This is a genomic window from Streptomyces sp. NPDC052114, assembly GCF_040680155.1.
Lineage (GTDB): Bacteria > Actinomycetota > Actinomycetes > Streptomycetales > Streptomycetaceae > Streptomyces.
In genome coordinates this window covers 180,020-193,935 of sequence record NZ_JBFAWC010000014.1, presented here as the reverse complement: position 1 = coordinate 193,935, position 13,916 = coordinate 180,020, and the positions used below count along the sequence as shown (strand labels likewise).

Here is a 13,916-nt window from a genome sequence, read left to right as displayed (position 1 = left end):
AACAGGGCGCCGGACAAGGAACGGGCCCTTTCCGGACACCCCCCGCGCTGCCCGGCCACCTTTCCTTCACAGGAGCCGCTCGTGCGCAAGAACCGTTCGGCCGCCCTCGCCGCGGCATCGTTCCTTCTGCTGACCGGGGCCGGTATCGCCGCCGCCCCCGCCGCCTTCGCCGGCACCCCTGGGGGGACCCACGCCGACGACCGCAACAGCGACTTCAACGGCGACGGATACGAAGACGTGCTGGTCGGCGCCCCCGGCGCCACGGTCAGCGGCAAGAAGGGCGCCGGACTCGTCACCGTCCAGTACGGCTCGACCCGGGGCATCGGCACCAGCAACGTCGCCAGATTCAGCCAGTCCACGGCCGGTGTCGCGGGCGCCGCCGAGGCCGGCGACGCCTTCGGCAAGGCCGTCGCCACCGGTGACCTGGACGGCGACGGCTACGACGACGCGATCGTCGGCATCCCCGGGGAGGACCTCGACGCCGGGGCCGACGCCGGTGGCGTCGCCGTCCTGTGGGGTTCGAAGGCGGGACTCACCGGATCCGCCAGCAGCTGGCTGCAGAGCGAGCAGGCAGCCGCGGGCCAGCAGTTCGGCCTCAGCCTGGCCGCGGCGCACTTCACCGCGGACACTCCCGGCGACCTCCTCGCCGTGCTCGACCGGGACAACATCGAGCTCTTCGTGTACGACCCCGCGCCGCAGGCCCGCGGCGAGGCGCCGCTGCGCCGTCAGGCCACCGAGCGGCTCGACAGGTCGGCCGACGCCAGCCAGATCGTGTCCAAGTCGCTGACCACCGGCGACTACGACGACAACGGCTACGCCGACCTCGTCGCCTCGGGCGTGACGGAGGGGGACGAGCCCGGTCACGGCTGGTCCGTGCAGTTCGCGGGCGGCGCCGACGGCCTCACGTACAAGAACGACCTGCGCGGCGGCCCCGCGGCGGCCTCCGGGGACATCAACCACGACGGCTACGACGACCTGGTGACCGGCGAGCCCAACTCGCCCGACGACGGCGGCGAGACGATGACCGGCGGCCTGGTCGGCGTGCGCTACGGCACCGAGGACGGCCTCGTCGACGAGGCCAAGTGGTGGACCCAGGACTCCGCGGGCGTGCCCGGCACCGCCGAGCGCGGCGACGGCTGGGGCGCCGACCTGTCCGTGGCGGACACCAACGGCGACGGCTACGCGGACGTCGCGATCGGCGCACCCGGCGAGGACATCGGCACGGTCGCCGACGCGGGTGCCGTCTGGGTGCTGCGCGGCGGGGAGTACGGCCTGACGGCGACCGGTGCGAAGTCCTTCGACCAGGACTCCGCGGACATCCCCGGCGTGCCCGAGAAGGGCGACAAGTGGGGCGCGCAGGTGCGGCTCACCGACCCCAACCGGGACGGCCGCTTCGGCCTCCTGGCCGCCGCGCCCGGCGAGAACGCCGGTGACGGCGTGGTGTGGGTGCTGTCCTCGGGCTCCGGCGGCGTGACCGCCTCAGGGGCCTGGACGTACGGCGCCGCCTCGCTGGGGGCGCCCGGCACGGGCGCCGCGTTCGGCGCGGCGATCGACGAGTAGCCGCAGGTCGTCCACCGCATCCGAACACGGTCGTGAGCGAGCCGCTCCGTATGATCGCGGCATGTGCTTACGACCGCGTTCGGAGGCTGAACAGACATGACAGAGAGCCGAGTCGTCATCGTCACGGGCGGCGGAACCGGTATTGGTGCCGCCACCGCGCGGCAGTTGCGCGCCGCCGGACACCACGTGGTGATCTCGGGCCGCAGGCCCGAGCCGCTGGCGCGGGTCGCGGAGGAGACCGGGGCGCTGGCCCACCCCGCCGACGCCGGTGACCCGGCGGCGGTCGCCGGACTCGTCGACGCGGCCGTGGCGGCGTACGGCCGTGTCGACGGCCTGGTGCTCAACGCCGGGGTCGGGCGCGGCGGAGCGGTCGGCGACCTCTCCGACGAGGACTGGGACACGGTGCTGCGCACCAACCTCACCGGCCCGTTCCTGCTGCTGCGCGCCGCGCTTCCGCACCTGCTGGAGACGCGCGGCGCGGTCGTCGCGGTCGCCTCGGTCGCCGCGCTGCGCAACGGCGTCGCCAACGCCGCGTACGCGGCGTCCAAGGCGGCGCTCCTCCAGCTGTGCCGGTCCGTCGCCGTCGACTACGGCAAGGCCGGGCTGCGGGCCAACACCGTATGCCCCAGCTGGGTGCGGAGCGAGATGGCCGACGGGCGGATGACCCGGTTCGCCCAGGAGGCCGGGCTCGGCGGCGCCGACGCGGCGTACGAGGAGGCGACGCGGCTGGTCCCGACGGGCCGCCCGGGGCAGCCGGAGGAGGTCGCGGAGGCGATCGCCTGGCTGCTCTCGCCCGCCGCCTCCTTCGTCAACGGCGCGGCGCTGACCGTCGACGGCGGCGTGACGGCGGTCGACCCGGGCACGGTCGCGTTCGACTTCGGCATCGCGCCGCGCGGCGCCGCGGGGAGCTGACCCGAGCACGCCGCGCGGCGCCGCCGGACGTTAGCCGAAGCGTTCCACGCGCAGCTGGGCCGGTGGGTACGGCGAGAAGGAGGTCGTGCCCACCGACCAGAAGCCGGCCGTTCCGGGGATCCGGGTGATGGCCTCGGGCAGGTAGGCGGACGGCGTCTCGGGGCCCCGCTCACTGACCCACGTCGTACCGTCCCAGCGCAGGTAGTGGGCGCGCTTCTGGTCCCAGAAGTCCCAGCCGCAGATCCGGTCGGGCCTGCCCTGCGCGTCGCCCGCGATCCCGCCCAGGAGACCGACGCCGAACGGCGCCCCGGGGCTGGTCCACTCCGTGCCGTTCCAGTGCTCCAGCCTGACGCCCGGCGGCTTGCCGGGCGGCCCGCCCGGCCCGTAGGCGTAGCCGGTCAGCCAGATGTCGTCGTGCGCGACCGGCAGCAGTCCGGTCACCGAGGCGCGCAGCCCGACCGCGTGCGGCACCACGGTCCAGGCGCCGTCCCAGCGGGCGATGACGTCGCCGAACACCCACACCTCGCCGCCGGGCGTGACCATGACCCCGTACGGCGTCGGCGCGGCGGCGTCCGGCAGCGGCCGGCACCAGCGCCATGCCCTGCCGTCCCCGCGCAGCAGCCCGGCGCGGCCGCCGTGCCGCCCCGCCACCCAGAACACGCCGTCCGGGCCGGCCGCGACATCGGTGAGTTCCGTGCCCGTCTCGCCGCGCCCGGGGAAGGCGGTCTCCCGCCAGGTCGTGCCGTCCCAGGCGAGGAGCTGGTGGTGTCCGGCGGTGTCGGCGCCGAGCGCCCAGGCGGCCGGGCCCTTCGCGTCGGCGGCCACGGCGCGCAGCGGGCCCTTGTACGTGAGGTGGGAGACGTCGTCCGCCGTCCAGGCGGTGCCGTTCCAGCTCAGGGAGATCGGGGTGCCGTCGGTGGCGCCGTAGCGGTTGTGCTCGCCGACGGCCCAGGCGAGGTCGGGTCCCGCGGCGGCCACGGCCACCAGATGGGCGGCGGGTTGTCCGGCGGGCGCGGGGACCTCCTGCCAGGTGCCGGAGGCGGTCGCGGCGGGCGTCCGCGCGGTGGCGGCGCCGGCCGAGGAGAGCGGCAGGGCCAGCCCGGCGCCGGTCGCCGTCAGTCCTCGTAACACGTCACGTCTTCGCATGAGAGAGCCTTCCTCCTGAGGTGCGCAACACCCTGAACCGGACGCCCGGAGGCGTCAATGCACGCGCGTGAGCGTTTCGCCGCCGTGCCGGGAGCCGACTCCTCGGGGGCGGAGCGCCGCCACGGGGCCCGGAGCCTCTTCATGGGACTGAGAGGACCGAGAGGACCGAGTGGACCGCGAGGGCAGTCGTGGGGGCAGCCATGGGCGCCTTCGGGGGCGGTGCGGCATGTCGTTTTCCGCCCGTTCGGTCTGGCCCGGACGGGTCATGGACGCCGAAGGCCCCGAGCCGGAATGGTCTGGACCAACTGCCGCCGACGTGGGCGAAGTTGCCTGGGTGCGTCCTTCCGTGGGCATCACGTGACGGCGGAGTGAACTGGGGGCAAATATCGCCTTTTTGGACATGAAGGCGCCCAATTCAATTGTTGACAGCGAGAGTTGGTCTAGTCCATTTTGGTGGTACGCAAGTTCGACAGGGGGCTGGTGCGACACGCGCTGCCCCGGCGGACCTGAAGTGGTCCCGGCCCAACCCGGCGTGGAGACCTGCCGCCGGAAGAGAGAACCGAACCTTGGAGCACCACATGGCAGCGAGTGACCGCTACCTCCATCGAGCCGCCTCCGACACCCCGTACTTCAGCGCGGACGCCGACACCTACCTGGCACAGATCCCGCTGAAGGACCTCAAGAAGACACGGCCCCTGCGCGTCCTCTCCGAGGAGGACTTCGCGCACTGGCAGACGTACGGCTACATCGTCGTGAAGCAGGCCATCCCCGCCGCGGCGGCCAAGGACCTGCTGGACTTCGCCTGGGAGTTCCAGGGCCTGGACCGCGGCCGCCCCGAGACCTGGTACGAGGAGCGCGAGTTCCGCTCCGACCTGGACCGTGAGCTGCACGTCTACGGCTTCGTCGAGGCGTACCACCACCAGCTCATCTGGGACAGCCGCCAGACCCAGCGGGTCTACGACGCGTTCGTCGACGTCTGGGACTGCGAGGAGCTCTGGGTCACGTTGGACCGGCTCAACCTCAACCCGCCCAACGTCAAGAACCGCTCCCGCTCCCTGATCGCACCCACCGAGCGCGGCTTCGACATCAACCTCCACTGGGACGTCGACTCCACCCTCGGAGTCCTGCCCCAGCGCGTCCAGGGGATCATCGCCCTGGACGACACCCAGGAGGACCACGGCGGCTTCCAGTGCTGCCCCGAGCTGTTCCGTAGGTTCGACCGGTGGAAGGTCGCCCAGCCCGACGACCGCGACCCCATACGCCCCGTGATCGACCGGGACGACATGCCCGTGGTCCGCCCCGAACTGGAGGCGGGCGACCTGCTCATCTGGAACGGCATGCTGGCCCACGGCGTGGCCCCCAACACCTCGGAGAAGGGCGTCAGGGCCGTCCAGTACCTGTCGATGATGCCCGCGCTGGAGTCCCACGACGACCTGCGCCGCTCCCGCGTCGACTCCTGGAGCAACCTCTCCACGCCGGAGTGGAACGCCACCCTCCTCGGGGACGCCCACAAGCACGAGTCGCTCCGTTACGGCACCGCCGCGCTCAACGACCTGGGGGCCAAGCTGCTCGGCCTCAAGTCCTGGAACGGGGATGCCGCGTGCGCCGAATCTGCCTGACGCTGCCGACCAACCGGGCCTGCCCCGAGACCATCGCGGCGATCGGCGAGGAGGCCGCCTACGCCGCCGAGCACTTCGACGTCGAGGTGCACCTGCTGATCCTCGACTCCTCCGACCCCGCCACCTTCGCCGCGCACACCCGGGCCGTCCAGGCGCTGCCGGTCCTGCCGCGCGTCGCCGTGCACCACCTCGACGAGGCGGCCCAGCGCGACTTCCTGCGCCGGGTGATCGCCCGCGCCGAGGTCGCCAAGCCCGAGCTGCTGCTTGAGCTGATGCTCCCGGACGGCCTGTCCTACGGCGCCTGCACCAACCGCGCGTTCCTCATCGCGAGCGCGCTGGGCTGCGCGTCCGTCCACCGCAGGGACTCCGACAGCCGCTACCAGAGCGTCGAGGGACGGCCCGTCTTCCCCGTCCACCACGAGCTGATGTCGCTGGGCAAGCCCGCGCGGGAAGCGGCGGACGGCGTCACCGAGACGACGCTGGACGCCCGCCACGCGCACAAGCCCGTGGCGATGGTCGGCAGCTCCTTCGTGGGCGAACTCTCCGTCGACATCAGCGAGATCAGCCGCCTCGACGCGGACGTGTACCACGACGTCGTCAGCCTCTGGGCGCCCGCCCACTGGTCCGACGAGCAGAAGCGGGAACTGGTCGAGGACTCCTTCCGGGGCGCGGGATCCGAGCCCTTCTCGCGCGACCACGCGAAGCTCACGCTCGTCGACCCGATGCGCGTCGACATGTGCAACATCGCCTTCCACGGCGTGCACGAGCGCGTCCCGCTGCCGCCGGCGAAGGACACCATCGGCAGCGACTACTTCCTCATCCACCTGGTCCACGACGCCGCGCTGCCCGGCGTCCTGCACAACCGCAACATCGTCAACTATTACACCGGTGAGCGCCGGACCGACGCCGGTTTCATCGCGTACCAGACGCGCTTCGCCAAGTTCTTCCTGTCGATGCTCTACTTCAACCACATCTACGACCGGATGACCGCGGCGGGCGAGTCGCTGGCCGACGAGCGGGGCGAGGTCAGCGCGTCCGTCGTCGCCGCCTTCGCGCGCGAGAGCGCCGTGCTCGACCAGGCCGAGAACGTGGACCGCCTCGACCGTCTGGACACCGCGTACCGCACGCTCGGCGGCCGGTACGCAGACTTCGCCGACCACCTGGCCACGCGCCGCGAGCGGCTGCTCGACGAGGCGCGCGGCGACATCGAGGACTTCGCCCTGCTGACGGAGGCGTGGGCCGCGATGGTGAGTGCGAGCGGTGACGTGGGTCTGCGAGCGGCGGAGCGTTCCGCATGAGCGCCACGATGATCCGCGAGCACGACTCCGCGACGCTCCTCGACGCCCTGGCCGCCGCCGAGGAGGACCGGATCGTCTTCGACCTGCCCGGCATCGAGGCGCGCTACGACACGCTGTGCCGCGAACTCCCGGGCGTCGCCGTCCGCTTCGCCCTGAAGGCCTGCCCGGTGGACGAGGTGCTCGGCCGGCTCGCCGCGCGCGGCTCGGGCGTCGACGCGGCGAGCCCCCGGGAGATCGAGCAGGCCCTGGCGGCCGGTGTCCCGATCGAGCGGATGCACTACGGCAACACCGTCAAGTCCGACCGGAACATCGCCGACGCGTTCCGGCTCGGCATCCGCGACTACGCGACCGACAGCCTGGAGGACGTGCGGGCGCTGGCGGCGCACGCCCCGGGCAGCCGCGTGTTCTGCCGGCTCGCGACCACCGGCGAGGGGGCGCTCTGGGGGCTCAGCAACAAGTACGGCTGCTCGCCCGAGGACGCCGTGACCATCCTGGAGACGGCCCGCGACCTGGGGCTCGTCCCCGCGGGCCTCTCCGTGCACGTCGGCTCCCAGCAGATGACCGCCGACGCCTGGCACGGCGCGTTCGACCGCATCGCCGACGTGCTTGCCGCACTGGCCGGGCGCGGCATCGCCCTCGACCACGTCAACCTCGGCGGCGGCCTGCCCGCGCTCGGCTACCGCGACAAGCACGGCACCCCGCTCGACCCGCCCCTGGACAAGATCTTCACCGTCATCCGCGAGGGCATGGCACGGCTCGGCGCGATCCCCGGCCACCGGCTCGGTTTCGTCATCGAGCCCGGGCGCCATCTCGTCGCCGACCAGGGGGCGATCCGCGCGCACGTCTCCCGGCTGGCCGCGCGCCGCGGGCCCGACGGCGAGCGCCGGCACTGGCTCTACCTGAGCTGCGGGAAGTTCAACGGCCTCTACGAGATGGACCAGTTGCAGTACCGCCTGGTCTTCCCCACGCATCCCGGCGCCGAGTCGGTGCCCGCCGTGGTGGCGGGGCCGAGCTGCGACAGCGACGACGCGTTCTCCCACGAGGACGGCCTGGTGTCTGTCCCCAAGGACCTCGCGTCGGGCGACCCGGTGTGGGTGCTCTCCAGCGGCGCGTACGCGACGAGCTACATGACGCAGGGCTTCAACGGCTTCAGCCCGCTGCCGTACACCTGGATCGACGGAGAGATCGACGGCGAGATCCACGGTGGGATCGACGGAGCGCGCGCATGAGCGACGACATACGCGTGCGCCGCATCGCCGACGCCGACTGGGACGGCATCGTGGCCCTGGAGTCGCGCGCCTACGCGCCCCTCGGCCTCTCGGAGGGGCGGGCCGCCCTGGAGTCCCGGATGCGCGCGTCGCCCGCCACCTGCTTCGCGCTCGACCTGGCGGGGGAGCTGGCGGGCTATCTGCTGGCCCTGCCCTACCCGGAGTCCGCGTACCCGGAGCTGGGCGAGACCGGAGGGGAGCCCGCGCCCGCCCCGCTGCCGTCGCGCAACCTGCATCTGCACGACATCGTCGTCGCCGAGGAGCTGCGGCACCGGGGCCTGGCGCGGCACCTGCTGCGCCACCTCACCGGGACGGCCCTGAAGCACGGGTACGAGAAGTTATCGCTGGTCGCCGTCGGCGGCAGCGAGACCTTCTGGTCGGCCCGCGGCTTCACCGCCCGCCGCGGGGGCGTTCCCCCGGAAGGCTACGGCCCGACAGCCGTGTACATGTCCAAGGCGGTGACGGCCGAGGCGCCGTCGCCGGAAGAAGAAACAGAAATGTGGGCTGATGCCGGTGCTCCGCGTGCGTGACCCCTTCCACCGGGGCCAGTTGGCGATCGCCGCCCTGTTCTGCTCGCTCGGTTTCCAGTACGCGACCTGGGCCGCGCGGATCCCCGCCCTCAAGGAGGACCTCGGCCTGAGCGCGGCGGAGGTCGGCGTCCTCCTGATGGCCGCCGGCGTCGGCGCGGCCGTGTCCTTCCCGGTGGTGGCGGTGCTGATGCGGCGCCTCGGCTCGCAGCGGCTCTCGCTGCTGTCGGCGCTCTGCCTCGCCCTGGTCCTGCCGGCCCTGGCCGCGGCCCCCAACTACCCCGTGGCGCTGCTCGTGATGTGCGTCGACGGCGTCCTCGTGGGCTGTCTGAACGTCGCCATGAACGCCCAGGGCGCCGCGCTGGAGAGCCGCTTCGAACGCAACGCGATGGCCCGGCTGCACGCGACGTTCAGCGCCGGTTCGCTGCTCGCCGCGCTGGTGGCCTCCGGCATGAACGCGCTGACGTCGACGGTCCTCGTGCACTTCGGCGTGGCCGCGCTGATCATGTTCGTGCTGGTGGCGTGCGCGCGGACCGGTCTTCTCGCGGAGGACCGGCCGGCGGGGAAGGAAGCGGAGAAGGGGCATGAGGAGACGGCGAAGAAGAAGTCCCGCTCCTGGACCCTGCCGTCCCGCCTGACGCTGTGGATGTGCGTCGCCATGGCGTTCGGCACCGTCACCGAGGGCGCCATGAACGACTGGTCCGCCCTCTACCTGGAGGAGGTCGCCGAGGCGTCCGCGGAGCTGGCGCCCCTGGGCATCGCCGTGGTCTCGGGAATGATGGTCATCGCCCGTCTCTTCGCCGACGGCTGGCGCAGCCGCTGGGGCGACGGCCGTGTCGTCCTGTACGGCAGCGTGCTGGCGGGCGCGGGCCTGGCGCTCGCGCTGGCCGTCGGCGGTCTGGTGCCCGCGCTGCTCGGCTTCGCCTGCGTCGGCCTCGGCATCGCCGCCGTCACCCCGTGCGTCTACGTGGCCGCGGCGGGGCAGGGCTCGGACTCGCTGACCCTGGTCGCCGCCATGGGCACGACGGGTCTCCTCGCCGGGCCGCCGCTCATCGGCTTCATCGCGCATGCGAGCACCCTGGTGTGGGGGCTCGCCGCGGTCGCCGCGTCGGCGCTCGTCGTGTCCGCGTGCAGCACGCAGATCCGATGGCCCGCCGCGAGCGGTCGGACCGCCGAGCCCGTCGCGGAGTCGGCCCTCTCGGAGTGAGCTCGGTTCAATCTCGTACTTACCCGAGGGTAGGCGCGCCCGACCCCCTTGTTATACGTTCTGTCTAACAAGGGGGTCGCGGCCTGCCGTGCGACGAGGCGCCGTGCCCGCTGCCCGGACCGCTGAGTCAAGGAGCCGCAGCATGGCAAGCAGCACTGTTCCGCCGAGCGCACAGGACAGCTCCCCGGAAGGCGACGTGGCGCGTCGGCTGCTGGATTCTGCCGCCGTGCTGGCGTACGACCCGGCCACCGAGGTCGACTGGGAGACGCCGCTGGACCGCGACTGCCACGGCGCGAGCCCGGAGTGGAGCACCCTCTACGGCACCGCCTACTGGCGGGAGATGACCGAGGACCAGCGCAAGGAGCTGACCCGGCAGGAAGCCGCGTCGGTGGCCAGCACGGGCATCTGGTTCGAGATGATCCTGCAGCAGATGGTCCTGCGCGACGTCTACGCCAAGGACCCGACCAGCGCCGAGGTGCAGTGGGCGCTCACCGAGATCGCCGAGGAGTGCCGCCACTCCATCATGTTCGCGCGCGGCGCCGAGAAGCTCGGTGCCCCCGCCTACCGTCCGCACCGCTTCGCGACCGAACTGGGCAGGGTCTTCAAGTCCGTCGCCTTCGGCGAGGCCGCGTACGCCGCGATCCTGGTGGCCGAAGAGGTCCTCGACGTCATGCAGCGCGACTGGATGCGCGACGAGCGGGTGGTGCCCTTCGTCCGCACCATCAACAACATCCACGTGGTCGAGGAGTCGCGGCACATGAAGTTCGCCCGCGACCAGACGCGCAAGCGGCTGGCGGGCGCGGGCCGGGCCCGGCGCCAGATCAACGCGCTCATCATCGCCATCGCGTCGTACGTCATCGTCACCAGCATGGTGAACCGCAAGGTGTACGCGAACGCGGGCCTGGACGAGGAGCGCGCGCTGGCCGAGGCGAAGGCCAACGAGCACCACAAGTCCATGATGCGGTCGAGCTGTTCGGGCCTCATGGAGTTCCTGGCCTCCTGCGGCCTGCTCACCAAACCGGCCCTCGTCTTCTACCAGCGCGCCCACCTCATCTGACCGACGGATCCGAGCCGAGCAGAGTCGACGACCATGACCTACGCCATCACCCAGACCTGCTGCAGCGACGCCACCTGCGTCGCCGTCTGCCCGGTCAACTGCATCCACCCCACGCCGGAGGAGCGGGCGTTCGGCAGCACGGAGATGCTGCACATCGACCCCGCGACCTGCATCGGCTGCGGCGCCTGCGCCGACGCCTGCCCGGTCGACGCGATCTTCCCCGTGGACCGGCTGCCGCTCGCGCAGCGCGAGTACGCCGGGATCAACGCGGCGTACTTCGCGGGGGAGGAGGCCGAGGAGGGCTCCGCCCCCGACCCCGAGGGGCCGAACTTCCACGCCTGGGGCGAGCCGTCCTTCCCGCGCGTCCTGCCCGCCGACTTCGCGCCCCTGAAGGTCGCCGTCGTCGGCACCGGGCCCGCCGGCATGTACGCCGTGCAGGACCTGCTGCTGCACACCAGCGCCGAAGTGACGCTCATCGACCGGCTGCCGGTGGCAGGCGGCCTCGTGCGCTACGGCGTGGCGCCCGACCACCCCGCCACCAAGAAGGTCGGCGAGACCTTCGCGCGCTTCCACGCACACCCCCGGGTGCGCATGCACCTGGGCCTGGACGTGGGCACCGACGTCACCCCCGAGGAGATCGCCGCCCACCACGACGCGGTCGTCTACGCCGTGGGCGCCTCCGCCGACCGCCGCCTAGACGTCCCCGGCGAGGAGCTGCCCGGCAGCCTGTCCGCCACCGCGTTCGTCGCCTGGTACAACGCCCATCCGGACGCCGTGCGGGACGCCGTCGACCTGTCCGCGGAGCGCGCGGTCGTCGTCGGCAACGGCAACGTCGCCCTGGACGTCGCGCGGATCCTGCTCGCCGACCCCGACACGCTCGCCCGCACCGACATCGCCGACCACGCGCTGCGCGCCCTGCGCGAGAGCAAGGTGCGCGAGGTGGTCCTGCTCGCCCGGCGCGGCCCCGAGGACGCCGCGTACACCCGGTCCGAACTGCTCGCCCTCAAGCATCTGCCGGGCGTGGACCTGATCGTCGACGACCACGACCCCCGCATCGCGCCCGCCGTCGAGTCGGCGGGGCCCCGGGACAAGGCGGCGGTGCTCAAGGACGTCACCCGCGGACGGACCGACGGCGAGCTGCCGCCGGCGCCGGGCCGGCGGATCGTCCTGTGCTTCTACTCCGAACCCGCCGAGGTGCTCGGCGAGGACAGGGTCGAGGGCGTCCGCGTGACGGCCGGGTCGGGGGAGCGGACGGTGCGGGCGGGGCTGCTGCTGCGCGCCATCGGCTACCGCGGACTGCCCCTGGCCGGACTGCCCTTCGACGAGAGCACCGGCACCGTGCCGCACGAGGGCGGCCGCGTCGAGGGGCTGCCCGGGACCTACGTCGTGGGGTGGATCAAGCGCGGCCCCAGCGGCGGCATCGGGGCCAACCGCACCTGTGCCGCCGAGACGGTCTCCACCCTGCTGGCCGACGCCGTCGCGGGCGCGCTGCCCGCCCCGCGGCACGCGCCGAGGGCCTTCCACCGGCTGGCCCGCCGCCGCAACCGCCAGGTGGTCGACGCCCGGGGCCTCGCCGCGATCGAACGGGCCGAGACCGCTCGGGGCCGCGCCGCGGGACGCCCGCGCGTGAAACTGGCCACGGTCGCCGAACTCGTCGCCACTGCACGGTCGGGACGCCCGGGTCCGCTGCGCTGACGGGGCGGTCCGCCGCGCGGCCCCGGGGCCGTCCACCGGTCCCCGGAACGTGCCCGGACCCGCAGGTGCGGCCGCGCCGGCTCCCCCTCACACATGGCGCGGCCGAACCGCCTCAACTACCGCCCCGGCGCGCGGGAGTTCACCGAGGGCAATAGGAGCCTTCGGCCGGCGCCGCCGTGTGGTGGACCTCGCTCAAAAGCCCCTGTCCATGTGTACGTCTACCCCTGGCGCGCCGCCCGCACCCTTCGAAGTCCGGAGCACCACGCGCGGCACACGTGCGGGCGGCGGCAGCAGGAGAACGGGAGAGGGCCCCGGATTCCTCACGGAATCCGGGGCCCTCTCGTCCGGAGCGCTGGGCAGGCCTTGCACCTGCATTTCCCCGCAGGAAGCGGGGCGTCTTTCCTTGGACGACCAACGCCGGGCCCGGCACCGTCTGTTCGGCGGCGAGCACATGATCGACTGTACCCCAGGGTGCGGGCCCGGGGGAAATCCGCCCTGACGGGGAGTCACTGGATGCTCCAGCGGTGCGGATGGGCGGGATCGGCGGGGCACGCGAAGACGTTGAGCTCGCCCGCGCGCCCCACCACGACCTCGGTGGGCGTGGCCGCCCGGAAGACGGTCGGCCGCTCCTCCTCGCGCGGGATCCAGCTCGTGGTGCCGCCGTCCCACTCGGAGCTGTCGATCGTCAGGAGCAGCTCCATCGGCGTCGCGCAGGAGCGGCAGTCCATGCGGGACGGGTCCGTCAGATGCCAGGAGGCGAACCCGCCCGCGCGCCAGCCGGGCGGGATCGACAAGTCGTACTGATAGGACGGTGGTTCGGGTCCCTCGTCGTCCCCGGACTCCTCCTGCTCCTGCTCGGCCGCCTCCTCCAGCTCCTCCTCCCAGGCGTCGATCCGGGCGCACAGCTCCTGCGGCAGCAGCCCCGCGAACGGATACGTGGTGACCTGCTCGGGGTGCAGCGCACATGGTTCGGCCACATAGCCCGGATAGCCCACCACCTCGGGGAGAGGGGGTGTGAGCAGCGGCTCGGTGATCTCCCGCGACCGGTGCCAGCGCAGCTCCACGGACATGCCGTAGCCGGTCCTGCCGTGCCGGTCGAAGGGGCACCAGAAGACCTGGAGCAGATCGCTGCCGTCCGGCCCCGCGCGCAGGTCGGGGACGTCCCGGCGGTACAGCTGCGCGACGCCGATCATGGGGATCGGGTCGGTGTCGGCGATGCCCGCGACGCGGTGCTCCGCGCCGAGTTCGTCCAGCAGCCCGCGCTCCTCGTCCGTGAGGCCCCGGGAGGTGTCCCGGGCCCGCGCCCCGGCGAGGATCCGCCGCTCGCGGTGGATGTCGGCGACGCGGCGCCCGCGCCCGCGGCCGTGCGGCTCGGTGCACACCGGCCAGGGCTCGTCGGACGGCCACAACAGGGGCCCGCCCACGTGGCTGTCGCAGGCGTCCGGGCTGCAGGACGCGGGTGCAGCCGGGTCGTGGTCCCGCGGTGCGCGGCCAGTTCCGGGAAGAGGGCCTCGGCATCGAGCGGGCGGGGCGGCGTGGTGCGCGTCATGACGGCGACCCTAGACATCACCCGCCCCACACATCACATTGACCCCACAAGCAACGGAAGTCACGCGGACGGACTGCT

The 13,916-nt window shown here is 72.9% G+C and carries 11 protein-coding genes; 9 read left to right on the top strand and 2 right to left on the bottom strand.

From position 1 onward, the window contains the following. The first annotated feature begins 81 nt into the window (after positions 1 to 81). Positions 82 to 1,560 (top strand): esterase, encoded by a 1,479-nt coding sequence (locus AB0L89_RS29055; protein ID WP_365147068.1) that lies wholly within the window; start codon positions 82 to 84, stop codon positions 1,558 to 1,560. 96 nt (positions 1,561 to 1,656) lie between these two features. After that, entirely contained in the window at positions 1,657 to 2,472 is an 816-nt protein-coding gene (locus AB0L89_RS29050; protein WP_365147065.1) for an SDR family oxidoreductase, read from the top strand. Positions 2,473 to 2,502: 30 nt separating this feature from the next. Here AB0L89_RS29050 and AB0L89_RS29045 read toward each other — a convergent pair whose 3' ends face one another. After that, complete coding sequence (locus AB0L89_RS29045) at positions 2,503 to 3,618, bottom strand: hypothetical protein (RefSeq protein WP_365147062.1); 1,116 nt, start codon at positions 3,616 to 3,618, stop codon at positions 2,503 to 2,505. 578 nt (positions 3,619 to 4,196) lie between these two features. On the opposite strand from AB0L89_RS29045, the gene AB0L89_RS29040 reads away from it, so the two are divergent. The 7 genes from AB0L89_RS29040 (at position 4,197) to AB0L89_RS29010 (ending at position 12,289) form a co-directional block, all read left to right on the top strand. Continuing rightward, positions 4,197 to 5,237: a phytanoyl-CoA dioxygenase family protein gene (locus tag AB0L89_RS29040; protein ID WP_365147059.1), complete on the top strand. Its 1,041-nt coding sequence runs from the start codon at positions 4,197 to 4,199 to the stop codon at positions 5,235 to 5,237. Next, positions 5,219 to 6,535: a DUF6271 family protein gene (locus tag AB0L89_RS29035; RefSeq protein ID WP_365147056.1), complete on the top strand. Its 1,317-nt coding sequence runs from the start codon at positions 5,219 to 5,221 to the stop codon at positions 6,533 to 6,535. Before AB0L89_RS29040 ends, AB0L89_RS29035 begins: the two co-directional genes overlap by 19 nt. Further along, positions 6,532 to 7,764 carry a type III PLP-dependent enzyme gene (locus tag AB0L89_RS29030; protein ID WP_365147053.1) on the top strand — a complete coding sequence of 411 codons (1,233 nt, stop codon included), beginning with the start codon at positions 6,532 to 6,534 and terminating at the stop codon, positions 7,762 to 7,764. Before AB0L89_RS29035 ends, AB0L89_RS29030 begins: the two co-directional genes overlap by 4 nt. Further along, positions 7,761 to 8,333: a GNAT family N-acetyltransferase gene (locus tag AB0L89_RS29025; protein WP_365147050.1), complete on the top strand. Its 573-nt coding sequence runs from the start codon at positions 7,761 to 7,763 to the stop codon at positions 8,331 to 8,333. The genes AB0L89_RS29030 and AB0L89_RS29025 overlap by 4 nt, the downstream gene beginning before the upstream one ends. Then, a complete protein-coding gene (locus AB0L89_RS29020; RefSeq protein ID WP_365147047.1) occupies positions 8,311 to 9,537 on the top strand; it encodes an MFS transporter in 1,227 nt (408 codons plus the stop codon). Before AB0L89_RS29025 ends, AB0L89_RS29020 begins: the two co-directional genes overlap by 23 nt. Positions 9,538 to 9,679: 142 nt before the next feature. Further along, the gene (locus AB0L89_RS29015; RefSeq protein WP_365147044.1) at positions 9,680 to 10,594 is read left to right on the top strand and encodes a diiron oxygenase; all 915 of its coding nucleotides are present in this window, start codon (positions 9,680 to 9,682) and stop codon (positions 10,592 to 10,594) included. Between the two features lie 33 nt (positions 10,595 to 10,627). After that, on the top strand, positions 10,628 to 12,289 hold the full coding sequence (locus tag AB0L89_RS29010; RefSeq protein WP_365147041.1) for an FAD-dependent oxidoreductase: 1,662 nt from the start codon (positions 10,628 to 10,630) through the stop codon (positions 12,287 to 12,289). A gap of 506 nt (positions 12,290 to 12,795) precedes the next feature. Here the strand turns inward: AB0L89_RS29010 and AB0L89_RS29005 are convergent. Beyond that, complete coding sequence (locus AB0L89_RS29005) at positions 12,796 to 13,713, bottom strand: hypothetical protein (protein ID WP_365147038.1); 918 nt, start codon at positions 13,711 to 13,713, stop codon at positions 12,796 to 12,798. Positions 13,714 to 13,916 lie beyond the last annotated feature (203 nt).

Coding starts and splice junctions, on each gene's coding strand:
- AB0L89_RS29015 (WP_365147044.1), top strand. CDS start 9,680: ATGGCAAGCAGCACTGTTCCGCCGAGCGCACAGGACAGCTCCCCGGAA.
- AB0L89_RS29045 (WP_365147062.1), bottom strand. CDS start 3,618: ATGCGAAGACGTGACGTGTTACGAGGACTGACGGCGACCGGCGCCGGG.
- AB0L89_RS29010 (WP_365147041.1), top strand. CDS start 10,628: ATGACCTACGCCATCACCCAGACCTGCTGCAGCGACGCCACCTGCGTC.
- AB0L89_RS29020 (WP_365147047.1), top strand. CDS start 8,311: ATGCCGGTGCTCCGCGTGCGTGACCCCTTCCACCGGGGCCAGTTGGCG.
- AB0L89_RS29030 (WP_365147053.1), top strand. CDS start 6,532: ATGAGCGCCACGATGATCCGCGAGCACGACTCCGCGACGCTCCTCGAC.
- AB0L89_RS29050 (WP_365147065.1), top strand. CDS start 1,657: ATGACAGAGAGCCGAGTCGTCATCGTCACGGGCGGCGGAACCGGTATT.
- AB0L89_RS29040 (WP_365147059.1), top strand. CDS start 4,197: ATGGCAGCGAGTGACCGCTACCTCCATCGAGCCGCCTCCGACACCCCG.
- AB0L89_RS29025 (WP_365147050.1), top strand. CDS start 7,761: ATGAGCGACGACATACGCGTGCGCCGCATCGCCGACGCCGACTGGGAC.